The organism is Maribacter caenipelagi (assembly GCF_004364175.1).
Classification (GTDB): domain Bacteria; phylum Bacteroidota; class Bacteroidia; order Flavobacteriales; family Flavobacteriaceae; genus Maribacter; species Maribacter caenipelagi.
The window spans coordinates 291,109-313,684 of record NZ_SNZW01000017.1; the positions used below are offsets into that span (position 1 = coordinate 291,109).

At 35.7% G+C, this 22,576-nt stretch carries 23 protein-coding genes; 12 read left to right on the plus strand and 11 right to left on the minus strand.

What is annotated here, in order from left to right:
• Positions 1-7: 7 nt before the first annotated feature.
• Positions 8-1,639, minus strand: coding sequence for a SulP family inorganic anion transporter (locus DFQ03_RS15670; RefSeq protein ID WP_243834523.1), 1,632 nt, complete (start codon positions 1,637-1,639; stop codon positions 8-10).
• Between the two features lie 82 nt (positions 1,640-1,721).
• Positions 1,722-2,696: a phytanoyl-CoA dioxygenase family protein gene (locus DFQ03_RS15675; protein ID WP_133674185.1), complete on the minus strand. Its 975-nt coding sequence runs from the start codon at positions 2,694-2,696 to the stop codon at positions 1,722-1,724.
• A gap of 146 nt (positions 2,697-2,842) precedes the next feature.
• Between DFQ03_RS15675 and DFQ03_RS15680 the strand changes: the two genes are divergently transcribed.
• Entirely contained in the window at positions 2,843-3,691 is an 849-nt protein-coding gene (locus DFQ03_RS15680) for a helix-turn-helix domain-containing protein (protein WP_133674186.1), read from the plus strand.
• 128 nt (positions 3,692-3,819) lie between these two features.
• Positions 3,820-4,341, plus strand: coding sequence for a DUF421 domain-containing protein (locus tag DFQ03_RS15685; protein ID WP_133674187.1), 522 nt, complete (start codon positions 3,820-3,822; stop codon positions 4,339-4,341).
• A 59-nt stretch (positions 4,342-4,400) separates the two neighbouring features.
• On the opposite strand, the gene DFQ03_RS15690 is transcribed toward DFQ03_RS15685, so the two are convergent.
• Positions 4,401-5,315: a nicotinic acid mononucleotide adenyltransferase gene (locus tag DFQ03_RS15690; protein ID WP_133674188.1), complete on the minus strand. Its 915-nt coding sequence runs from the start codon at positions 5,313-5,315 to the stop codon at positions 4,401-4,403.
• A gap of 110 nt (positions 5,316-5,425) precedes the next feature.
• Here DFQ03_RS15690 and DFQ03_RS15695 point away from each other — a divergent pair, with 110 nt between their 5' ends.
• Positions 5,426-6,427: an NAD(P)H-dependent glycerol-3-phosphate dehydrogenase gene (locus DFQ03_RS15695; protein ID WP_133674189.1), complete on the plus strand. Its 1,002-nt coding sequence runs from the start codon at positions 5,426-5,428 to the stop codon at positions 6,425-6,427.
• On the opposite strand, the gene DFQ03_RS15700 is transcribed toward DFQ03_RS15695, so the two are convergent.
• From DFQ03_RS15700 to DFQ03_RS15715, 4 genes are all read right to left on the minus strand, one after another.
• Positions 6,424-8,091: a glycerol-3-phosphate dehydrogenase/oxidase gene (locus tag DFQ03_RS15700; RefSeq protein WP_133674190.1), complete on the minus strand. Its 1,668-nt coding sequence runs from the start codon at positions 8,089-8,091 to the stop codon at positions 6,424-6,426. The two genes, DFQ03_RS15695 and DFQ03_RS15700, sit on opposite strands and share 4 nt — an antisense overlap.
• Positions 8,092-8,229: 138 nt before the next feature.
• Positions 8,230-9,720, minus strand: coding sequence for a glycerol kinase GlpK (gene glpK / locus DFQ03_RS15705; RefSeq protein WP_133674191.1), 1,491 nt, complete (start codon positions 9,718-9,720; stop codon positions 8,230-8,232).
• A 78-nt stretch (positions 9,721-9,798) separates the two neighbouring features.
• Positions 9,799-10,107 carry an antibiotic biosynthesis monooxygenase family protein gene (locus tag DFQ03_RS15710; RefSeq protein ID WP_133674192.1) on the minus strand — a complete coding sequence of 103 codons (309 nt, stop codon included), beginning with the start codon at positions 10,105-10,107 and terminating at the stop codon, positions 9,799-9,801.
• A gap of 2 nt (positions 10,108-10,109) precedes the next feature.
• A complete protein-coding gene (locus DFQ03_RS15715; RefSeq protein ID WP_133674193.1) occupies positions 10,110-10,466 on the minus strand; it encodes a hypothetical protein in 357 nt (118 codons plus the stop codon).
• A gap of 82 nt (positions 10,467-10,548) precedes the next feature.
• On the opposite strand from DFQ03_RS15715, the gene DFQ03_RS15720 reads away from it, so the two are divergent.
• From DFQ03_RS15720 to DFQ03_RS15755, 8 genes are all read left to right on the plus strand, one after another.
• Positions 10,549-11,073 carry a CvpA family protein gene (locus tag DFQ03_RS15720; protein ID WP_133674194.1) on the plus strand — a complete coding sequence of 175 codons (525 nt, stop codon included), beginning with the start codon at positions 10,549-10,551 and terminating at the stop codon, positions 11,071-11,073.
• 186 nt (positions 11,074-11,259) lie between these two features.
• Complete coding sequence (locus DFQ03_RS15725; protein WP_133674195.1) at positions 11,260-11,739, plus strand: CAP domain-containing protein; 480 nt, start codon at positions 11,260-11,262, stop codon at positions 11,737-11,739.
• Positions 11,740-12,000: 261 nt separating this feature from the next.
• Positions 12,001-12,504, plus strand: a complete 504-nt coding sequence (locus tag DFQ03_RS15730; RefSeq protein ID WP_133674196.1) for a CAP domain-containing protein — start codon at positions 12,001-12,003, stop codon at positions 12,502-12,504.
• Between the two features lie 111 nt (positions 12,505-12,615).
• On the plus strand, positions 12,616-13,155 hold the full coding sequence (locus DFQ03_RS15735) for a 3-hydroxyanthranilate 3,4-dioxygenase (protein WP_133674197.1): 540 nt from the start codon (positions 12,616-12,618) through the stop codon (positions 13,153-13,155).
• On the plus strand, positions 13,155-13,526 hold the full coding sequence (locus DFQ03_RS15740) for a DUF1304 domain-containing protein (protein WP_133674198.1): 372 nt from the start codon (positions 13,155-13,157) through the stop codon (positions 13,524-13,526). The genes DFQ03_RS15735 and DFQ03_RS15740 overlap by 1 nt, the downstream gene beginning before the upstream one ends.
• Before the next feature lie 80 nt (positions 13,527-13,606).
• Entirely contained in the window at positions 13,607-15,160 is a 1,554-nt protein-coding gene (gene amaB, locus DFQ03_RS15745; protein ID WP_133674199.1) for an L-piperidine-6-carboxylate dehydrogenase, read from the plus strand.
• 578 nt (positions 15,161-15,738) lie between these two features.
• Positions 15,739-16,647, plus strand: a complete 909-nt coding sequence (locus tag DFQ03_RS15750; protein ID WP_133674200.1) for an OmpA family protein — start codon at positions 15,739-15,741, stop codon at positions 16,645-16,647.
• A gap of 32 nt (positions 16,648-16,679) precedes the next feature.
• Positions 16,680-17,324 (plus strand): hypothetical protein, encoded by a 645-nt coding sequence (locus tag DFQ03_RS15755; RefSeq protein WP_133674201.1) that lies wholly within the window; start codon positions 16,680-16,682, stop codon positions 17,322-17,324.
• A 57-nt stretch (positions 17,325-17,381) separates the two neighbouring features.
• Here the strand turns inward: DFQ03_RS15755 and DFQ03_RS15760 are convergent, their stop codons facing one another.
• The 4 genes from DFQ03_RS15760 to DFQ03_RS15775 all read right to left on the minus strand — a co-directional run bounded on the left by DFQ03_RS15760 (position 17,382) and on the right by DFQ03_RS15775 (position 21,448).
• Positions 17,382-18,380: an acyl-ACP desaturase gene (locus DFQ03_RS15760; RefSeq protein ID WP_133674202.1), complete on the minus strand. Its 999-nt coding sequence runs from the start codon at positions 18,378-18,380 to the stop codon at positions 17,382-17,384.
• Between the two features lie 65 nt (positions 18,381-18,445).
• Positions 18,446-19,180, minus strand: coding sequence for a metallophosphoesterase family protein (locus DFQ03_RS15765; protein ID WP_133674203.1), 735 nt, complete (start codon positions 19,178-19,180; stop codon positions 18,446-18,448).
• A complete protein-coding gene (locus tag DFQ03_RS15770; protein WP_133674204.1) occupies positions 19,177-20,259 on the minus strand; it encodes a DNA helicase PriA in 1,083 nt (360 codons plus the stop codon). Before DFQ03_RS15770 ends, DFQ03_RS15765 begins: the two co-directional genes overlap by 4 nt.
• Positions 20,260-20,311: 52 nt before the next feature.
• On the minus strand, positions 20,312-21,448 hold the full coding sequence (locus DFQ03_RS15775) for an SPFH domain-containing protein (protein WP_133674205.1): 1,137 nt from the start codon (positions 21,446-21,448) through the stop codon (positions 20,312-20,314).
• A 183-nt stretch (positions 21,449-21,631) separates the two neighbouring features.
• Between DFQ03_RS15775 and DFQ03_RS15780 the strand changes: the two genes are divergently transcribed.
• Positions 21,632-22,576 carry a carbohydrate kinase family protein gene (locus tag DFQ03_RS15780; protein ID WP_133674206.1) on the plus strand — a complete coding sequence of 315 codons (945 nt, stop codon included), beginning with the start codon at positions 21,632-21,634 and terminating at the stop codon, positions 22,574-22,576.

The window sequence follows — 22,576 nt, forward strand, 5'->3', positions numbered from 1 at the left end:
CTATCACCTATAAACCCCAAAGTTTAAAGGGGTTTTTGGTTTCCGGATCTTTATCTTTTGATTTAGTTAGAGGCTTATCTACCATAACCTTGTACGTAGGGTCTTCCATAACATTTACATCTATAATGTCATCTGCAGCTGCTAATAAGCGTATACAGTCATTACTCAAATGACGTAAATGAACTTTTTTACCTACTTGGGCGTAGCGTTCTGTAATCTTGTTTAAAGCCTCTATACCACTCATATCTGATACACGGCTTTCTTTAAAATCGATGATCACTTCGCTTGGATCACCTTGCACATCAAATTTCTCGTTGAACAACGTTGTTGACCCGAAGAATAAAGGTCCGTAAATTTCATAATGTTTTACTCCGTTTTCATCTATATGCTTTCTAGCTCTAATTCTCTTGGCGCTTTCCCAAGCAAATACTAATGCAGAAATTATTACCCCAATCAATACAGCTAATGCCAAATTGTGCAAAACTACAGTGATTAAAGTAACCAATATCATTACAAAAATATCTGATCTTGGCATTCTTCTTAAAGCCTTAAAACTTGCCCACTCGAATGTACCAACAGAAACCATTACCATAACGCCAACTAAAGCCGCTATAGGCACAAGTTCTATTACCGGTGCTCCAAACAATATAATTAGCAATATAGTTAGCGCAGCAATTATACCTGATAATCTTGCTCTTGAACCTGCAGACAGGTTTACTAAAGTTTGTGCAATCATTGGACAACCGCCCATACCGCCAAAGAAACCGTTCAATATATTTGCGCCACCTTGTGCCAAACACTCCCTGTTACTATTACCTTTTGTATTGGTAATCTCATCTACCAAATTCAAAGTAAGCAAGCCTTCGGTAAGACCTACCGCTGCCATTATTAAACCGTAAGGTAAAATAATTTTAAAGGCTTCAAGTGTAAAGGGTATTGTTGGTATATGAAAAGAAGGTAAAGACCCACTAAGCGACTTCAACTCTTCTCCCGGTAACGTATCTTGATTAATAATATCTACTACTTGTTTGGTTTCTATATTTAAAAAATATACTACTAGAAACACTACAATAATACCTATTAATGAAGCCGGTACTGCTTTAGTAAGTTTGGGAACAAAAACAATTATTGCAATTGTGAACAATACCAAGCCTACCATAGTGTACAATGTTGCACCTGTTAACCAAACTGCAGCATCGCCCACGCCAACTTTAAACTGATCCATTTGTGCCATAAAAATAATAATGGCCAAACCGTTAACAAACCCAAACATTACTGGTTGCGGAACTAAACGAATAAATTTACCAAGCTTTAAAAAACCAACGATTAATTGAAAAACACCTGCCAAGGCAACTGCCGCAAAAACATATTCTAAACCGTGAGAATTCATTAATGCCATTAGTACAACTACGGTCGCTCCTGCTCCACCGGAAATTAGCCCTGGTCTTCCCCCAAATATTGCTGTAACCAACCCCATGATAAAGGCTCCATATAAACCTACTAATGGCGAAAACCCAGCAAGAATTGCAAACATCAATGATTCTGGAATCATTGTCATTGCCACCGTTAATCCTGCTAAAATTTCATTTTTATAATCTACTTTCTGGTTGAAATCGAAAATATTGAGGTACTTCTGCATGCTCGATGAATTTAAGGGCGCAAAAATAAGTCATATTTATTGGCCTCACCACTAACTAGCAGATTATTACCATATTATCTATCTACCAGGCTTTTAAGCCTAATAACTTCTCTCCTAAAGGTGATAATTTAGCGGTATCATATTTGGTTTGTTCCCAATTACGTGGATCACCCGGAAATGCATAGCCTTCGGGTGCGATTTTGTTCTGCCAAGAATTGACTCTCCAATTACGCATTTCTTCATTTTCTGGTTCGGCAGGCATCATAGAAATGTACTGCGCTATTCGTACTTTATCTTTCGACTTATTTGGTCTAATACCGTGTGGTTCTGTGCTATTGAAAATCAACAAATCACCGGCCTTCATTTTTACCTTTACTATTTTATCTTCCAGACCATCTAAAGAAGGTTGAAAATGATCTCGATCATCTGGCTGTGTAAGTTTCCATGAATCATAATTACGGTATAACCAAGGTATACATTGAAACCCGCCCATATTCTCATCTTCTTGGTCTGCTAATGCCAATACTCCTTGTACGTTTTGGGGCTTGGTCTCGGGGTCATAATCCCAATGTATAAATCCTTTCTTATCTACTCCTGGTGGTAGTGGAAAATTTAGATTTGCACGATCAATAGTAACCCACAACTTTTCTGTACCCCACACATCTACAAATGCATCATATACTCTTTGCGTCTGTCTATTGTTCCATAAATGTTGGTTGTTGTACACCTCAACCATTCCTGTGCCAGTTAGTTCTTTCATTTGCATTTCTGCTCTTGGTGGTGTATACCATGTAGAAGAATCTGTTGGACTCTTTTCATCAAATTCCCAAAGAAAATCTGCTGTTTTTCTAGCTTGCTCTAACGGTACTGCATTTTTAATAACTATATATCCATTCTCTATCCAGAATTTCCAGTCTTCTTCACTGAGTACACGAAGTGGCTTACCGTTAGATCGATCGTTTAATTTTTGTTTACTGCTTGTTGCTGTTGATGGATTACCGGGTATATCCTTATGCGCTTTATTACCCTGCTCAACTTTATTGTCTGTCTGTTGCATCGTATAAAATTTTAAGTTGAAAATGTTTTATAAATTTACTGAGCATAAGCTACTTGGACTACCGTAATATTGACCACAATTTGAACAATATTGATTTTAACCTCTTCAAAATGTCAAAACATGTGTAATTTTGTTACATTTAACTCATGAAAATTGAGTTAGAAACTATTGAACCGGCAAGTAAAAGTCCGTTTCGTTTACTGCACGACCCTAAGCTAAGTCACCTATTTTATTGGCATTTTCACCCTGAATATGAAATCGTTTATATAGAAGGTGCAAACGGAACTAGGCATGTAGGTGACCATATTTCTGAATATAAAGAAACCGATCTGGTTCTAATAGGTTCGAACATACCACACCTAAATTTTGACTACGGTGTAAAAACATTGTATCGTGAAGAAGTCTTACATATTAAGCCTTCTTTCAAGAGTACTTTTGTTGACCCTATTCCTGAATTAAAAAACTTAAATAGATTATTAGATCTATCTAGATACGGAATTGCTTTTCACGGAGAAACCAAAAAAGAAGTAGGCGAATTATTAAAGGAACTCCACACCCTAAAACCCTTTGAATATTTTATGGCGATCATGAATATTCTAAAAAGGCTTTCTCAAAGTAATGAGTTCGAATTGCTACATAAAAAACCGTATAAGAATAGATATAGTAAAAAGGAACAAAGTAGAATTCGTGATATTTACGCATTAATAGATGAGCGTTATCAAGGTAAAATTTCGGTCGATGAAGTTGCTAAATTCTGTAATTTAACGAAACCAGCCTTTTGCCGATACTTTAAAAAAGCTACAGGTAGTACTTTTATCGAGTTCTTAAATCAATATCGCATCAGCCAATCTAAGCGTTTATTGCTTACCGGCAAAAATGTTAGTGAAACTTGTTTTGAATGCGGATTCGAAAGTTTGTCGTATTTCAATAGAACGTTTAAAAAAGTAACAGGAGAAAATCCGTCAGCATTTAAAAAGAGATTGCAGCGTGATTAAATGAACTAGAACTATAAGCAATAGAGGAAACATGTAACGTGAGACCTTGTTATTTTAGAGAGAACACAATGTCTACATTCATCTACACTTTAGATGGGTAGCGAATAACTTCTTAAAAAATAATTATCATGGAAATTTTTGATCCTCTTTCGTTAAAAACCGTTTTACAAATATGTGTTGCTGCAGTTTTTATCTATCTATATATGATGTTCATTACTCGAGTAACAGGTAAAAGAACATTCGCTAAAATGACAAGCTTTGATTTTGCAGTTACCATTGCCATGGGCTCTATTCTAGCCGATGCTGTTAATAAACCTGTTTCAAGTTTAATGCCCGCAATAGTTTCTATAGCATTACTTGCTGTTTTACAAGCTTTATTTGCAAAGCTATTATCATCATCTAATGCAGCGCAAAAAGTAATAACCAACACCCCAATTCTTCTAATGAAAAATGGTGCGATTTTGAAAGAGAACTTAAAAAAAGCATTGGTTAGTCAGGCAGACTTAATGGGAAAACTTCGAGAAGCAAATGTTTTACAGTTGTCGCAAGTGAAAGCTGTTATTTTTGAAACTACTGGCGATATATCGGTTCTTCACTCAAATAAGCCTATAGATATTGATCCTATTATTATGGAAGACGTAAAATCTTAGGTATAAAAAATACCCTATTCTAGCAGAATAGGGCATTCTTGAGACAATCAACTTAAAAACTATTTAGCCTTCTTTCGTTCTACTTTCATAATAGGATTAGAAGATTTTATTCTTTTCTTACTTTCTGAACCTTTGGCAGATTTTAAATACTCTTGGTATCCTCTACCTCTAAACTCATAAGTTGTACCGCTATCTGGGTGATATAATTCTATTGTGCTGTCATTTATCACATATAATTCAAAGTAATCATCGCCCATAAAATCATAATCTAAAGTCAATGTTTTTAATGAATTGTCCCCCTGTACATCATACACTTGATAATCACCTTCAAAATCCCACTGTAAATTAGAAACACTCGTATTAGGTGCATCTAAAGAAGACCTGAAAAAATTGGGTAAAAATTGTATATAATTTTCATTATCAAAATCATTTAAAGCGCCTGCTTCACTGGTGTATATTTTTTCCCAAGCATCATATTCTTGTATGAAGTAGTTGATATTATCGTAGAATACGGTATCATAATCGAAATAATTAATCTGATATCCTTTCAAATAGTAAGAAGTGTCTGTACTGGCATCATACAATTCAATCGTATTATTATTCACCGCATAAACTTCTAAAAACCAAGATCCGTCAATATCATGGGCAATATCTACCGTACCTCTAAGTGTACCATAAGTACCTACATCAATACCATAACCACCACCCGTTTTGCCGATGCCAACGATATTATTATTCGCATACAACACTCCGCGATCAAAAGACACCGTAAACGCTCTTTGTAAAAAAGGCACTTCACCATTGCCGCGTGTTGCATTGATATCGACATACCATAAATCATAGCTTTGTAAAACTTGATCGGTATTAAATGCTGACTCTTCTATAAAATCATCTTCAATAATTACTTCTGTATAACAAGAAACCATTAAAGTGGCTAAAAGAAAATATCCTGTAAGTAGTTTTATAGTTTTCATATGATTTCATTTAATAGGTTATTAACCATAAAACAATCTCCATGCCAAAATTTACATAAGACTGATACTAATGACATTATGAGCATCTAAATTATTGGTAAATTTGCCCTATGAATAACGATGCGAAATTTGCAGTTTTAGGCGGTGGAAGCTGGGCTACGGCTATTGTAAAAATGTTGACCAATAATCAAAAAGAAGTTGGTTGGTATATGCGAAATACAGATGCTATTGAACATATTAAATCTCAAAGGCACAACCCAAATTACCTTACTTCGGTAGAGTTTAAACCAGAGCAATTGATTTTGACTAACAACATCAACGAAGCTGTCAATTATGCCGATGTCTTAATTTTCGCTATCCCTTCTGCTTTTTTGGTAGGAGAATTAGAAAAATTAACTGTTTCATTAAAAGATAAAATAATCTTTTCTGCGATTAAGGGTATTGTACCCGAATCTGGATTAATAGTTGGTGAGCATTTTCATAACGTTTATGAAATACCTTTTGACCATATTGGTGTTATTACTGGGCCTTGTCATGCAGAAGAAGTAGCCATGGAGCGACTTTCTTACTTGACCATTGCATGTGCCGATACTGAGAAGGCTAAATTGGTAGCCAATAATCTAGCTAGTAATTACATTAAAACCAATATTAGCAAAGACATTATCGGTACAGAATATGCCGCAATGCTAAAAAACATTTATGCGATTGCCGCTGGTATAGCTCATGGATTGGGTTATGGTGATAATTTTCAGAGTGTATTAATGAGTAATGCCATTCGTGAAATGAAACGTTATACCAAGCGTATTCACAATTTAGATCGTAATATTAACAAGTCTGCTTATTTAGGCGATTTATTGGTTACCGGATACTCTGTGTTTAGTCGAAATAGAATGTTCGGTAATATGATTGGAAAAGGATACACTGTAAAAAGTGCACAGATGGAAATGAGTATGATTGCCGAAGGGTATTATGCCGCCAAAAGCGCTTATAACATAAAAGAGAACTTTACAAAAAAGGTCAAAACTCCTATTATTGACGCTGTTTACAAAGTTCTCTATGAGAATAAAAACCCTAAAAAGGTGTTTCTTGATTTAACTGATAAGTTAGATTAACGTCTCTCTAAAGAAAAATCTGAATGCTCTTTTAATTCTGCGTTCAAGGTTGTTCTCCATTCTTCGACTACGTCATCTGTTACTTTGAACCTTTTCTGAAACTCCGCCATTAACGGTTCCATTAGAGTTCTAACGCTATCTATATCGAAATAAAGTCTACCTGTTCTTCTAATGAAGAAATCCATAGGGGTTTGCACCATTTCATAATCAATACCAAATGTCAATTCTGCTTTGGCCAAACGCACGTATTTATCTGTTTCAACAATACCCTTGTAATTTTCAAGAATCTTCTCTGTTTGTTTACCATAGTTGGTTACCAAAAACCAGGCATCGTGCTTTGTAAAACCGTCTTCTTTGATTTGCTCATACACTTCGTCAATGTATTTTTTTACATGCTTAAATTTTTTAAAATCTACGTTTCCGCATAGAAAAATTTTCTCTGTATAGCATTCTTTTAGCTCGGTATCATATTCCTCTTCCATTTTCTTGGCAATACGATCCACTACTCTTTCTGCCATTTTACGGTAACCTGTTAGCTTACCGCCTGCAATACTTACCAAACCAGTATCTGATACAAAAATTTCATCTTTTCTCGATAATTCTGAAGCTGATTTACCTTCTTCATGTATTAAAGGCCTTAAACCTGCCCAAGAAGAAACAATATCTTCTAACTCTAAGTTGATATCAGGAAACATGTTATTCACCGCAGAAATCAAATAAATGGCATCTGCAAGATCTGTTCGTACATTGTCTTTATTATCATTGAAGTTGGTATCTGTTGTACCAACATAGGTGATTTTACCTCTTGGTATGGCGAACATCATTCTGCCATCGGGAATATCAAAATAACAAGATTGTTTCACTGGCAGCTTTTCATATGGAAAAACTAAGTGAACCCCTTTGGTTAAATGTAGTTGTTTTCCTTTTTTAGAATTATTTAGGCTTCGCAATTCATCTACCCACGGACCAGCAGCGCTGATTACATATTTCGACTTAATAGTAAACTCTTTGCCTGTAACCGTATCTATTGCCTTAACACCGGCAATTTTCTCATCGTCGTAAATAAACTCATTAACCTTGGCATAATTTAATGCCTGCGCACCAAATAAAAGACTGGTTTTTATATTCTCAATGGTTAAACGGGCATCGTCTGTTCTATATTCGGCATAATAACCTGCACCGTTCAAAATCTTTTTAGGTAATAGAGGCTCCAATTTCATGGCTTCCTTTTTTTCTAGCATTTTTCGCTTATCATCACCCGTAACTTGAGCCAGAATATCGTATACCTTAAGACCAATAGATGTCAACCATTTACCGTAAGAACCGTTTTCTATTAACGGTAATAACATTTTTTCTGGTAGCACTAAATGAGGAGCCAATTTATGTACAATGGCACGTTCAGAACCTACTTCTTTCACCAACCAAAAATCGAATTGTTTTAAATAACGGAGCCCTCCATGTATCAGTTTAGTAGATTTACTACTGGTACCAGAAGCAAAATCTCCTTTTTCTAACAAGGCTACTTTTAACCCACGAGACGCAGCATCTAAGGCGATACCACCGCCGGTAATTCCACCACCGATTACCACTAAATCAAAATCTTCCGATTCTAGGTGATCTATCGTTTTTTGGCGTTCTAAATTGGTGAATTTTATATTTTTCATCAGTAGATGTATTTTTAGTTTTAAGCAGATATTTTGGTCGTAACACAAACAACACCCAACATCTAGAAGCAAAGATATAGCTAGTTATATGCTATTCTATGCTCTATAAAATTAATAAATTGTAAAATTGATAATAGGCTATTCCTCTTCTTCCCATCCTTTTGATCTTTCAACTGCCTTTTGCCATTTTTTATACAAGCGTTTTCTTTTTACACGATCAAAAGTTGGTTTAAAAATTCGGTCCATTGGTCGACTTTGATCAATATCAGATTGCTGCCAAAAACCAACCTGTATACCTGCAAGAAATGCAGCACCCATAGCGGTAGATTCTATAATTTCTGGTCGATGTACTTCAGAATCTAAAATATCTGCCTGAAATTGCATTAGATGATTATTTGCACAAGCACCGCCATCTACCCTTAGGTTTTTTAGCTGAATACCCGAATCATCTTCCATAGCCTTTAAAATATCTTTAGTTTGGTATGCCAATGCTTCTAAAGTCGCCTTTGCCAAATGTGCCTTACCTGTATCTCTAGTTAAACCGAAGACGGCACCTCTTGCATACATATCCCAATAAGGTGCACCAAGACCAGCGAAGGCCGGTACCACGTAAACAGGATTCTCGCCCTCTATTGAATTTGCCAATTCTTCTGTTTCTTTGGCATCTTTAATAAGTTCTAAACCATCTCGCAACCACTGTATAGCGGCTCCTGCAATAAAAATACTACCTTCTAAGGCATAATTAACCTTGCCATCTAAGCCGTAAGCAATAGTGGTTAATAGTCCGTTTTTAGAAAATTGTGGTTTCTCACCAGTATTCATTAACATAAAGCAACCAGTACCATACGTATTTTTTGCAGATCCTTTCTTAAAGCAAGCTTGACCAAATAATGCCGCTTGTTGATCACCCGCAATACCTGCAATAGGAATTTTTACTCCATCAATTTCATAATCTCCAAAATTCGCGGCAGATGGTTTTACTTCTGGTAGCATGGTTTTAGGTATATCTAATGCCTTCAACATTTTATCATCCCACTTTAGATTTACAATATCATAAATCATGGTACGAGACGCGTTGGTATAATCAGTTACGTGATTATGATTTTTCGTCATATTCCAAACCAACCAATTATCTATTGTACCCATTAATAAATCACCAGCTTTAGCTTTCATTTTAGCTCCTTCAACATTGTCAAGAATCCATTTTACTTTGGTACCCGAAAAATAAGAATCAATGACCAACCCTGTAGTTGTCTTTACATGCTCTGTTAAACCTATTTTCTTAAGATGCTCACAAATATCTGCTGTACGTTTGTCTTGCCAAACAATGGCGTTATAAACAGGCTCCCCAGTATTCTTATCCCAAACTACGGTAGTTTCCCTTTGGTTGGTAATACCTATACCAACAATTTCTGTGGGTTTGACTTTTTCCTTCTCTAAAAGTTCTTTTAAAACTTCCATCTGAGAAGATAAAATTTCTTTTGGGTCATGTTCTACCCAACCCGATTTAGGAAAAATCTGTTTAAATTCTTTTTGGACCATTCCTTGAATGGTGCCATCATGGTCCACTAATAAAGCCCTAGAGCTTGTAGTACCTTGATCTAATGATATTATAAATTGCCTTGACATGTGCTTTAAGTTGTTTCTCTAAATATAGCGGAAATAAAAATTAATGCAAAGCAACGAATGTTGAAGAGATGTGAAGAATTAAGTGCTTCTGCTAAAACTATATTCCCGTTCTACCAAACAAATGCGAACGGTATAAGATTCGTACCAATCTGCTATACCTTTTTTCTGAGCTAACAAATGGTCTGCCTGTTGTTTCCAGTCATGAATTGCATTTAGATTTTCCCAATAACTTACGGTTATTCCTATTTCTTGACGTGCACTTTCAATACCTATAAAACCAGATTGTTCCTTAGCCAAACGCTCCATGAACTCTGCCATTTTACCGTAACCATTATCACCTGCTGTTCTAGTAGAAGTAAAAATTACAGCGTAATATGGCTTTTGCATCTTTATTGAATAAACTCTTTTTCTACAAAATAGGTAACAATTGCTTCTTTCATAAGTACCGTTTGCTCTCCGGCTTTCAAAGAAGGTAATTCTTCCATTACATTATAATGAGGCCAACCATCTTCATCGAAAAAACTAAACTCATAAAAACCGTAAGGTTCTAAAAGACGACAAATTGCGATGTGCATTAAATCTAACTTATCATCTTTCTTATATTTTTTATGATACTGCCCTAATTCTTGAACACCTATCAAGTAAATGATGGCATCTAATTCTAAAGGGTCACCGTCAGAAAACTTTCCAGAGAGCTTTTCTACCAAATAATCCCACCGTTCTTTTAATTGTATATCCCTTGCCATAAAATTAACTTCAATCTCATCTATGATATTGACCTTGCAAAGGTACAAATCAAAGTTCTATATTTGTTAAAACACTTTACGAATGGGACTTTTAGATATTTTACTTGGATTACCCTTAATATGGGGTCTTTGGAAAGGATATAAAAACGGACTATTCATGGAGATAGCTTCTATTGTTGCACTTGTTGCCGGTATTTTCGGAGCCATTCATTTTTCATACATAACGGGCGACTATTTATCTGAACACTTGAACTGGGATGAACGCAACATGAGCATCATTGCCTTTATTGTTACATTGGTGCTCATCATGATCATAGTAAATTTAGTCGGAAAATTATTGACCAAAGTTGCCAACTTCGCTATGCTAGGTTCTTTGAACAAAATTGCCGGAGGTATTTTCGGTGCTTTAAAAGTTGCAATTTTATTAGGTGCTGCTTTTATTTTTTTTGATAGAATGGACAGTACATTTAATTTGCTAGATGAAGACACTAAGAAGGAATCAATTCTCTACCAACCTATTAAAGATATAGGCGCCTTAATTTTTGATACCGTGTTACAAAATGAAGAACTTCAAAAAGAGTCTTCTGAAGAACCTGTTACTATTTAAACACATTGTCAACTAATCTAACTTTTCGAGCACTTTATCGAATATGCATTTTTGTTACTGCCCTGCATTTAATTTTTCGATAATATTACTATAACGATTACCCAAATCGATTACGAGAGCTTAGAACACTCTTAACTTTTTTACCTACTGCGCTACGCCGAGAGGCTACAATTTAAAGACACTTATATGAAAATGAGATTGCTTTACGCGGTCCCTGTCTTTATATTACTTTTTCTTGGTTCTTGCACTAGCGACTCTATTGACGACACGCCGGTACTTGAAGCTGAAAATGTATTATTTATAGAGCAGGAACTTCTAGATATTGTTAATGAACATCGTTTAAGTTTAAACACCAATGCTTTGGCGTTTAGTGATGTGGCATATAAATACGCGAACCTTCATACCGATTACATGATATCTAAGGGTAGTATTAGTCACGATAATTTTAGCTCGAGAGCGTCTAACATCGATTCTGAAATAAATGTTGAAATGGTTGCTGAAAATGTTGCCAAAGATTATCAAACGGCAATAGAGGCATTTGAAGGGTGGTATGTAAGCAGCAGTCATAAAAAAACTATGGAAGGCGATTTTACACATACTGGTATTAGTGTTAAAAAAGATGACTTTGGCAACTATTACTTCACCCAACTGTTTTATAAGCAATAAACCATATTTTACTTTATTAAAGACTATTCTGGATTTAGATTAACTTAAATAAACTGACTGGTTTCTTTAAATAGATGAAATGTAGAAAGTCATATAAAATGCACTTTTATTCGTTGTAATTTCAGATGTATTTTAACGATCAACCATAATCTACAGATTCGTGTCGCTTACCGTACAAAATATACTTTCTATAGATATTCTTCTTTATGAAAAGATTAGTGAGCCTATTTTTGACACTCAATACTTAAATAGTTCCCCTATATGAAATCCTTTTTTATTTATTTAGCTTTGATTTTAGCCTTATCATCATGTTCTAGATATGAGAACTTTGCGGGCTACGGAGAAACTTCTGAAGAACCATCCTCAACTTATAATCTGGCCTCTTCTAATTCGCATAGTATTCTAGAAGCCGAACTTTTTGAAATGATAAATAATTATAGAGTTAGCATAGGTCTAAATGAAATGCAATTTGAAAGTACAACATATTACTATGCAAGCCTTCATACCTCATATATGATTTCAAAAGGTAATACGAGTCATGACAATTTTAGTAACCGAGCAAATAATATTGCAAAAAGAACCAATGCGGTATTTGTTGCAGAAAATGTAGCAAGAAAATACGACACCATAGAAGATGCTTTTGATGCATGGTTGTTAAGTTCTGGTCACAGAGAAAATATAGAAGGCAACTATAATTACTCTGCCATAAATATTCAAGAAAATAATAAAGGAGATTTATATTTTACACAATTATTTTTTAGATAAATAATTTAGGAAATACTTTTAGTAAAAGCCTTTGTAACCCAAAGGTTTTTTTATGCTTACCTTTTAGGTAAGAAATGATCATTTCTTTAACTTTCACTTAAAATCACAGAAATGAGTATACAAGCACCATTTAATCTTAACAAATGGATTGAAGAAAACAGAGCTTCACTTAAGCCACCGGTAGGAAACAAAAATCTTTATAAAGATGCGGGCGATTATATTGTTATGATCGTTGCCGGACCCAATGCTCGAAAAGACTACCACTATAATGAAACTGAAGAGTTGTTTTATCAACTTGAAGGACATATAGAAGTTAACATTCAAGAAGATGGCAAAAAACGAACCATGCAATTGGGACCAGGCGATATGTATTTGCACCCTGCGAAAGTACCACACTCGCCGGTTCGTAAAGAAGGCTCTATAGGTTTGGTCATCGAACGAAAACGAGCAGAAATGAATGTAGACGATGGTCTATTATGGTTTTGCGACAATTGCAACCATAAACTATATGAAACCTATTTCACCCTTCATGACATAGAAAAAGATTTCTTATCTCACTTTAAGCATTTTTACAGCTCAAAAGAATTAAGAACTTGCGATAATTGTGGTACTGTTATGCCAGTTGACGAACGTTTTATAGCCAAAGAATAATGATTATAACAGCACAAATTATTACAGCCCTTGTAGCACTCATTCATATATACATTCTTTGGTTCGAAATGTTTGCCTGGACCACAACTGGCAGAAAAGTGTTTGCAAACTTTCCGAAAGATTTGTTCGCGCCGACCAAACAAATGGCCGCGAACCAAGGGCTGTATAACGGCTTTTTAGCAGCAGGTTTAATCTGGAGCTTTTTTATAAATCATACAGAATGGTCTGCAAACATTGCGCTCTTCTTTTTAGGCTGTGTAACTATTGCCGGTATCTATGGCGCCATATCGGTAAGTCAAAAGATTTTTATTGTTCAAAGTGTGCCAGCCTTACTAGGAATTATTTTTTGGTCAATTATTAAATTCTCTTAATTACTATTTGTTCTTCCTAGGGATAATATTCTTTGTATTTTTGTAATAAATCTAACATAAATTACGTAAAAAGTTATAAAATGTCAAAAATAGCAACAGATTTCGGAATACACGATGCTCTAAAAGCATTAGGAATTAAAGATGTCAATGAGGGTACTTCAACCGGATCTAACCATTTTTCATCAGGCGATATTATTTCGTCATACTCACCGGTAGATGGTTCTCTGATTGCAAAGGTCAAAACAACGACAAAAGAAGATTACGAAAAAGTAATGTCTACTGCTACGACTACTTTTAAAGAGTGGAGAACAAAACCTGCACCGCTACGGGGAGAAATTGTTAGGCAATTTGGCGATAAGCTTAGAGAACTTAAAGAACCGTTAGGTAAACTTGTTTCTTACGAAATGGGAAAAAGCTACCAAGAAGGTTTAGGCGAGGTTCAAGAAATGATAGATATCTGTGACTTCGCTGTAGGACTTTCTCGTCAGCTACACGGTTTAACTATGCATTCTGAAAGACCTGGGCATAGAATGTACGAACAATACCATTCTTTAGGTGTGGTTGGTATTATTTCTGCCTTTAATTTTCCTGTAGCCGTTTGGGCATGGAACACGGCACTTGCCTGGATCTGTGGTGATGTTTGTGTTTGGAAACCGTCAGAAAAAACTCCATTATGCGGCATCGCATGTCAAAATATTGCTGCCGCAGTAATGAAAGCCAATAACCTACCAGAAGGTATTTCTTGCTTGATTAATGGCGATTATAAGATTGGTGAATTAATGACCCATGATAAAAGAATTCCTTTAGTATCTGCAACAGGTTCTATAAGAATGGGTAAAATAGTTGCTCAGGCTGTTGCAGCCAGACTAGGAAAATCTTTACTTGAACTTGGCGGTAACAACGCAATTATTGTTACACCTGACGCTGACTTAAAAATGACCGTTATCGGTGCCGTATTCGGTGCGGTAGGTACTGCGGGTCAACGTTGTACTTCTACCAGAAGATTGATCATACACGAATCAATGTACTATAAAGTGAAAGAAGCTGTTGTTGCTGCATACAAACAATTAAGAATTGGTAACCCGTTAGATGAAAACAATCATGTAGGTCCATTAATTGATACCGATGCGGTTGCTCAATATAAAATGGCTCTAGAAAAAGTAGTTAAAGAAGGTGGAAAATTAATCGTTGAAGGTGGTGTGCTAGACGGTGCTGGCTATGAAAGTGGTTGCTACGTTAAGCCTGCAATCGCAGAAGCTAAAAATGATTTCGAAATTGTACAGCACGAAACTTTTGCTCCCGTTCTTTACCTATTAAAATATTCTGGTGACGTTGAAAATGCCATCGCTATTCAAAATGGTGTGGTACAAGGACTTTCATCTGCTATAATGACAAACAATCTTCGTGAAGCCGAACATTTTCTTTCTGCTTGGGGTAGTGATTGTGGTATTGCAAATGTAAACATCGGTACTTCTGGTGCTGAAATCGGTGGAGCCTTCGGTGGTGAAAAAGAAACCGGTGGTGGTCGTGAAAGTGGTTCTGATGCTTGGAAAGTGTATATGAGAAGACAAACCAATACAATTAACTATACTACTGAGCTTCCTTTAGCTCAGGGTATCAAGTTTGATCTATAACCAAAACATAAATTCCTTTGTATGTTTACAACTAAGCTGCTTTTCTATTGGTTGGTTCGTTTGACCAACTGCCATGAAGCAAAGTTTGTACGCCTAGAACAATAAACATGCAAAGGAAATTTACAATACCTTTTATTTTTTTCTTCATCTTACAGTGTAAATACCTCTGTATTAAACTAGTAAATTGTTTTACTAGTTTCAACTAATTCTGTACAGCTTCACACAAATATTGTATAGTTGGATTGTTCACACCCTTATTTTTAGACATAAAAAAATCCTATCGACTAAAAGAGGACAGGATTTTTTAACCAACTAACTCAAAACTTGAAATTATATATGCAATGCCCAAACTTTGTGGGGAGATATATACCGTTTCAATACTTACGTAAAAATGCAAATAATAGTTGTTGCGTCAACCCGTTTTTTTATTGTTAGCCTCGCATATTGTATAGTTGGTACGCATTTTAACATATCTGAAATTAAGATAATGTTGATTGTAAGGTAATTAGGTACAAATCTTTTAACATTTTTAAGATTTTTTTAATAAATTGTGCGCTAAACACTAAACATTATTTACAATGACAAAAACAACAACGTATTTATTATTGATGTTGATTACCATTGTAGTTGGCACCTATTTTTACATAACATGTTGCAGCGAATGCGGTGCAGCAGTTACAACCACGGAACCCGCTGCAGAAAAGGTAATCGTTAAAGAGCCCTCGGCAACATCGTATCCATTCGCAATTGATGGAAACGGGTTTACCTACAACACCAATGACAATTATAACTTTAACATTTCATCTCACGACATTTTAATGCCTTTAAGTGCTGAATTAACCCAAGGAGTTTCTGGTCTACAAAGTCATTTAGAGTCAAATGAAAGTAATGTTATAAACGTAACCGGATATTACACTAGTGAAGAAGAAAATAATACTGCGTTCCCGAACTTAGGACTTGCAAGAGCAAACTCGATTAAAAATGATTTGGCTTCTAAAGGATTCTCTACCGCTCAAATTAATACCCAAGGCAAACTTATGGATAAAATGATTCCTAAAGATGGCACATATTGGGGAGCTGCTTCATTTGGCCTTGAAGAAAAATCTGCCACTGCAGATGATGACCTAAAGGCACTATACGATAAAATAAAAGCTGATCCACTAATTCTTCATTTCGATACTGCAGAAGCATCAATTCATTTAGATGCCGAACAAAGACAAAAAGTTGCTGATATTTCTAGATATTTAGATAAAGTTTCTGATGCTACTTCAAGTGTAGTTGGTCATACAGACGCAACTGGACAAGCAAGTACAAATATGAGATTAGGTCAAGATAGAGCAGAATTCGCTAAGAACTATCTGATACAAAACGGAATAGCCGCTGATAAGATAGTCGCTTCGTCTAAAGGACAAACGCAACCAATTGCTGATAATGCCACAGAAGAAGGCAGAGAGAAAAATAGAAGAACAGTTATTACATTAAATTAAAACATACACTAATCCAATAAACAAGAAATAACATGAATTTTGAAAATATGAATATTTGGTGCTGGCTAATTCCAGCTTTAGTTGGTATCATTTGTGGAATACTAGGTTACCTACTCGGAAAAAGCTCTGCCAAGGTTATAGATAATTCTGCTGAAATCAATAGTCTTACCGCTAGTAACACGAAGTTAAAAGCCGAACTATCTGATCTAAACAATCTTAAAGCAAGTAATAGTAAATTGAAAGCTGATTTAGATGCGTGTAACCAAAGGGTAATTGCTGCAAGCAAGGTTGCAAAAGCTGCTCCTGCTGCACCAAGTACTAATCTAGGTGCATCTGCCGCCTCTTTTGCTGCCGGTGCCGCTACAAGTAGCGCTTTAGCTTTTGACGGCTCTGCTGCAAAGGCTGCTTTTGGAAAAACCATTAAACAAGATGACCTGAAACTTGTTGAAGGTATAGGTCCAAAAATTGAAGGAATGTTCAAAGACCATGGCATTAAAACCTGGAAAGAACTTTCTGAGGCTAGTTTAGAAGCATGTCAAAAAATATTGGATACTGGCGGTACACGATATAAGATTCACGATCCTGCTTCTTGGCCATTACAAGCTAAAATGTGCTATGAAGGTAAGTGGGCAGAACTTGTAAAGTGGCAAGATGAACACAAACACGGTAAATTATAACCTACCGTTTAAAGCAAAAAAAATCCCGATCAGTAATGATCGGGATTTTTTTTTGCTTTATAATGCTCCGTTTGCCTCAACCCACTTAAAGTGGTATTGATCTTGCGGAAATTTCATACGCTCTGCAATTCTTTCTAGTCTTGAAGGTAACTTAATTAAATAGTCACGTGCCTTTTCAGCTTCTTCATTTAAAGAACGAACAGTTTCTAGCTCCCAATACGCATTAAGCTTACTTAGAATATCTACATAATCTTGCGCCGTATACACACCTAAACGTTGTGCACAGTTAGAGAAGTTCTCAAATGCCGATCCTATCGTACCACCAGACTCACGTAAAAAGTGTGCTGGCATAACAATTTTCTTCTTCATCATATCTGCAAAGGCAATCATCATACCCGATGGGTCCTCACCTAAAATAGTCTTTACAAATTCTCTATAGGCCAAGTGGTGTCTCATTTCATCACCTGCAATAATGGTACACATTTTACCTAATAAGGCATTTCCCTTTTTCTTAGCCATTTGCCCAACACGCTTATGCGAAATATTGGTAGCCAATTCTTGAAAAGAGGTGTACACAAAGTTTTTATATGGATCACGATCGGTACCAATGTCAAAACCATCAGAAATTAAATGTTGGGTAGTAATCTCGATTTCTTTCATATTTACCCTTCCAGATAAATAAAGATATTTGTTCAACACATCACCGTGTCTATTTTCTTCAGCTGTCCAAGCGCGAACCCATTTCGCCCAACCATTCGTTTTATGGTCACCGTGCTGGTCAATACCAACAACATCCATTAACCAAGATTCATAAGTTGGCAATGCCTCTTCGGTAATGGTATCTGCCACCATGGTTACCCAAAAATCATATCCTAAATCTTTAGATTCTTCACGAATATCTTTTACCTCTTGTAAGAAAGTATCCTTTTGAGAATCTGGTAAAAAATCTGTTGGTTGCCATATATCCTCTGGTTTTATAAGGAAAGAATCCATGAAACTTTCTACCTTAGGCTCTAAGGCCTGCATCACTTCTAATCTTATATTTTTAGTAGACATAGTATATTTTTTTTCAAAGATCGTCAATAAAACAATCTATTTTTTTAGTAAAGTTAACGGTTTTCTTAGTTTCTGCCCGTTTCATTGGGATAAAAGGTATGAACAGGCTCGCTTTGCCAATATTCTTTTACATCCGCATTAAATACAGTTAACGGCCCCTTAAAGGCTGCGCCCGTATCAATATTCCAAACATTAGCTGCTTTTTGTGGCGTGGTTTTGCCAATACGTGTTACCGGTGTATGACCTATGTATATTTCAGAATAGTTGGTTAATCGCTTCGGATAATGAATATGCTCTTCATCTAAATCTTTATTTAAAGAAAGTGCCAATTCCCAAAGGGTGCGATCCCAATAGAACGTTTTTTTAAAATATTCATGCTCTATACCTTTTAAGTTTGTAAAACCCGCATGTAAAAACAACCTATTTTCTGAATCTAAATAATAGTTCTCTAAGCTTTCATAAAACTTGATGTGCCTATCTATTATTTCTTTAGAAGCTTTACCGTACGAAATCGAAGTTGCTTCACCACCATGCATAAACCATGTTGGGTTGTCTGCTTTACCGGTTAACCAATCATAACAAAGTTCATCATGATTACCGCGTAGGTATATACAATTATAGGTCTCTTGTAATTCTAAAAGATAATTTATGGTTTCAACGGCCTCGCTCCATCCATCTATATAATCACCTAAAAAAATTATCGTATCATCTTCAGTAATCGATGCTTTCTCAAGTACTTGCTTTAATGCTTTTAATCCTGAGTGGATGTCGCCAACAACCAGTGTTCTTTTTAAACTCATTTAGCAAAAATCGCAATTATGGCTATTATGACAAGGATAAAAATCACTAAAAAGAAAATTTTCCAAAATGAATATGGTCTATTTCCACTTAGCACCCCTGTTTGCCCATTTATATAAAAATTGAATTCCTTACCATCATACCTATATGAACTTAAATAAATAGGAAGCAGAATATGTTTGAACTTTTCATTTGATAATTTTATATCGGCATTTGCTATTCTTTGGGTATCACCACCAATATCTCGCCTTATCCAATTATAGGCAATATTCTTGGCTTCTTGAAACGATTTATGATGACCCTCTTTTAATGAAACCGTATATTTTTCGGTTACAAAGCCAGATAGATACTTCGAATTAAAAACCACTAAATCTTTCAAATTCCAAAAGGTGACTTTTGACGGAATCTCTTTTCGCTTCTTTTCTGATGCACTTATTAGAATATCATCAACAAAACCTTCCACTTTTCCAGAAGCATAGGTCCACCTTGTTTTTCTTACCTGTCTGGTTCTCTTTCCTTTATTACTATTGTAGGTTTGATTTTCATAATAATAGTCTCCTCGTTGCCCTTGGTACGATGCGAAAAGATTGGCATCGAAAGTCCAATACGGAAGATATAACCCATGCAAGCCTTCTGGATCCAATGCTGCCTTTTTTAAATTGTCTGGTGCAAACCAAATTTTATCTACCCAATTTTTAAATATGGCTTGTGCCTTTCTAGCATCTAACTGAAAAGGAACTAAAGCCCCTGGTAAGATCCACCCTTCTTTTTCAATATCTTCTCGAATTAAAGGCTCGCTACAATACACACAATTAAGCGATTTGTAGTTTTCTTCTACATGTTGGTTAGCTCCGCAATTTTTACAATGCAACAGCTCTATAGTCTCGGTATAGGCATTTTCACCAACAATTTTTAAGTAATGCTCTAATTCTAACTCTTCAAAGCTAGTTTTAGATTGCTCAATAAATTCTTCATAGCCACAGTACTCGCATATTAATTGATGTGAACCTGGCTTAAATTTTAGCTCGGCACCACAATTTGCACATGCTTTTTTATACTCCGATTGTTGAATATCGTCCATAGAAAGTATCCCTTATCTTAGAAAGGTATGTTAGTATACGTATTGCTTAAGATTATGCCGTTGGTAATGGTGGTGGTGTATTACCGCCCAAGAACGATTTTAATTCTTCTACCTCTTTCAATGCCGTCCAACTTGCCATTCCTTGTTTCCAAATCAATGAATCCCTATTAATGGTTCTGCTTGCGAATAATTCTTTTAGTTTATCAAACGCTACAGGTCCTAACTGATGCCCATTTACGGCATAGAAATAAGTTACCTGCGTTGGCATTGGTGGTGGTCCTTGTGGCTGCTGTGCAGGTTGACCACCAAATGGCTGTGTTCCCGGTTGTCCCATTAAGCCGCCCATTTGTTGTGCTAACACAAAGCCCATACCCATACCCATGCCGGCACCAGCGGTACCGCCTTCATTTTTAGCGGCCAACTCCATTGCTTTAGCTGCTTTGAATTGTGCCAATTTGCCCATATCCAATTTGTCTAAACGGCTGTATTCAAAAATTTCTTTTTTAAGCTCTTCTGGCATCGATACATTTTCGATGTAGAACTTCTCTAGCTCAATACCTACCCTATTGAACTCTGGCTGCATTACCTCTTGGCAAGTTTCAGAAAGTTCGCTAGTATTTGCGGCATATAATTCTATTGGTAAATTAGCTTCACCTACTGTATCTGTAAAACGGGTTACTATTAAGCTTTTTAAATGTTCGTTAATTTCATAATTGGTAAAATTACCATCGGTACCCACTACATCTACTATAAATTTACCTGGGTCATTAATTCTAAAACTATAGGTACCAAAAGCGCGTATCTCCACCAAACCAAAACGGTCATCGCTTAACATGAACGGATTTTTAGTTCCCCACTTTTCATCTGTAAATAAACGAGTGTTTACAAAATAGACCTCAGCCTTAAATGGACTGTCAAATCCATATTTCCAACCTTTTAAAGTTGTTAGTATAGGTAAGTTCTGCGTGTTTAAAGTATATGTTCCTGGCTTGAAAACATCGGCTAATTGACCTTCATTTATAAAAACTGCAGTTTGCCCCTCACGCACAATTAGCTGGGCATTGTTTTTTATTTCATTTTGGTAACGCTCAAAACGATGAACAATAGTATCGTTGGTAGTATCTAGCCATTCAACTATATCTATAAACTCATGGCTCAGCTTTTTCTTTATTTCATCAAATATACTCATGGTCAATATGTGTTTTTAAATATGTAATTCAAGATATGCAATTCATTAACAGACCCAAAATCAGAAACATATTAATTCAAAAAAATAATCTATAAACTGCTATAATTTGACATTTAATTAAGATTATTTAGGAAGTAGCTACTTTTTCTAATTAACTTAGACTCACTAATTTTCTTAAAATTTATGAAAAAGGTATTCTGTATTGGAGAATTGTTGATTGATTTCGTTGCCGAAAATCAAGGTAAAGATTTAACGAAAGCTAAAGAGTTCTCTAAAAAAGCAGGTGGTGCACCTGCAAATGTCGCTTGTGCAATTAGTAAACTTGGCGGCGACAGCTTTTTTGTTGGTGCAGTTGGCAATGACCCTTTTGGTACTTTTTTACTGCGCATTCTTGAAAATGAAAAAGTAAATATCTCTTTAGCACAAAAATGTGAAACATTTACCACCCTAGCTTTTGTTTCTATAGACGAAGATGGGGAGCGAGATTTCGTTTTTAACCGTGGTGCAGATAAAGAATTAACCTATGATTCATCGCTAAAATCTAGTTTTGAAAATAATATTTTACACTTTGGTGCTGCTACTGCACTTTTAGGTGGTTCATTAGAAGAAACCTATAGCAGGTATTTATTTGACGGACTCACAAAAAATGCATTTATCAGTTTTGACCCAAATTTTAGAATTGATCTTTGGAAAAATAAAGAGGATGTTTTTATACGCAAATGTCATGCTTTTATTGAGAAATCTCATCTGTGTAAGTTTAGTTTAGAAGAGGCTAAGTTACTTTCTGGTAAGGATGATTTAGAGGATGCATGCAAGGTGTTTCACGAAATGGGAACCCAAATAATAGTTATTACCCTAGGAAGCGAAGGCACCCTATTAAGCACTTCTAATTTCAGCAAAACTATACCTAGTATAAAAGTAACACCTAAAGATACTACTGGTGCCGGTGATGCTTTTATAGGTTGTCTTTTACAGCAAATTGCAGAACATTCTAAGTTTGAAAACTTATTAGCCGACGAATATCTTCTTAGCAATATGGTTTCTAGAGCTAATAAAGCTGGCGCGATAACCACCGAAAATTTTGGTGCCATTGTATCACTACCTACATTACAGCAATTAGACTCTTAA

Coding starts and splice junctions, on each gene's coding strand:
- DFQ03_RS15710 (WP_133674192.1), bottom strand. CDS start 10,107: ATGCAAAAGCCATATTACGCTGTAATTTTTACTTCTACTAGAACAGCA.
- DFQ03_RS15695 (WP_133674189.1), top strand. CDS start 5,426: ATGAATAACGATGCGAAATTTGCAGTTTTAGGCGGTGGAAGCTGGGCT.
- glpK (WP_133674191.1), bottom strand. CDS start 9,720: ATGTCAAGGCAATTTATAATATCATTAGATCAAGGTACTACAAGCTCT.
- DFQ03_RS15715 (WP_133674193.1), bottom strand. CDS start 10,466: ATGGCAAGGGATATACAATTAAAAGAACGGTGGGATTATTTGGTAGAA.
- amaB (WP_133674199.1), top strand. CDS start 13,607: ATGTCAAAAATAGCAACAGATTTCGGAATACACGATGCTCTAAAAGCA.
- DFQ03_RS15775 (WP_133674205.1), bottom strand. CDS start 21,448: ATGAGTATATTTGATGAAATAAAGAAAAAGCTGAGCCATGAGTTTATA.
- DFQ03_RS15685 (WP_133674187.1), top strand. CDS start 3,820: ATGGAAATTTTTGATCCTCTTTCGTTAAAAACCGTTTTACAAATATGT.
- DFQ03_RS15760 (WP_133674202.1), bottom strand. CDS start 18,380: ATGTCTACTAAAAATATAAGATTAGAAGTGATGCAGGCCTTAGAGCCT.
- DFQ03_RS15690 (WP_133674188.1), bottom strand. CDS start 5,315: ATGAAAACTATAAAACTACTTACAGGATATTTTCTTTTAGCCACTTTA.
- DFQ03_RS15740 (WP_133674198.1), top strand. CDS start 13,155: ATGATTATAACAGCACAAATTATTACAGCCCTTGTAGCACTCATTCAT.
- DFQ03_RS15750 (WP_133674200.1), top strand. CDS start 15,739: ATGACAAAAACAACAACGTATTTATTATTGATGTTGATTACCATTGTA.
- DFQ03_RS15765 (WP_133674203.1), bottom strand. CDS start 19,180: ATGAGTTTAAAAAGAACACTGGTTGTTGGCGACATCCACTCAGGATTA.
- DFQ03_RS15725 (WP_133674195.1), top strand. CDS start 11,260: ATGAAAATGAGATTGCTTTACGCGGTCCCTGTCTTTATATTACTTTTT.
- DFQ03_RS15670 (WP_243834523.1), bottom strand. CDS start 1,639: ATGCAGAAGTACCTCAATATTTTCGATTTCAACCAGAAAGTAGATTAT.
- DFQ03_RS15735 (WP_133674197.1), top strand. CDS start 12,616: ATGAGTATACAAGCACCATTTAATCTTAACAAATGGATTGAAGAAAAC.
- DFQ03_RS15680 (WP_133674186.1), top strand. CDS start 2,843: ATGAAAATTGAGTTAGAAACTATTGAACCGGCAAGTAAAAGTCCGTTT.
- DFQ03_RS15730 (WP_133674196.1), top strand. CDS start 12,001: ATGAAATCCTTTTTTATTTATTTAGCTTTGATTTTAGCCTTATCATCA.
- DFQ03_RS15780 (WP_133674206.1), top strand. CDS start 21,632: ATGAAAAAGGTATTCTGTATTGGAGAATTGTTGATTGATTTCGTTGCC.
- DFQ03_RS15770 (WP_133674204.1), bottom strand. CDS start 20,259: ATGGACGATATTCAACAATCGGAGTATAAAAAAGCATGTGCAAATTGT.
- DFQ03_RS15700 (WP_133674190.1), bottom strand. CDS start 8,091: ATGAAAAATATAAAATTCACCAATTTAGAACGCCAAAAAACGATAGAT.
- DFQ03_RS15755 (WP_133674201.1), top strand. CDS start 16,680: ATGAATTTTGAAAATATGAATATTTGGTGCTGGCTAATTCCAGCTTTA.
- DFQ03_RS15675 (WP_133674185.1), bottom strand. CDS start 2,696: ATGCAACAGACAGACAATAAAGTTGAGCAGGGTAATAAAGCGCATAAG.
- DFQ03_RS15720 (WP_133674194.1), top strand. CDS start 10,549: ATGGGACTTTTAGATATTTTACTTGGATTACCCTTAATATGGGGTCTT.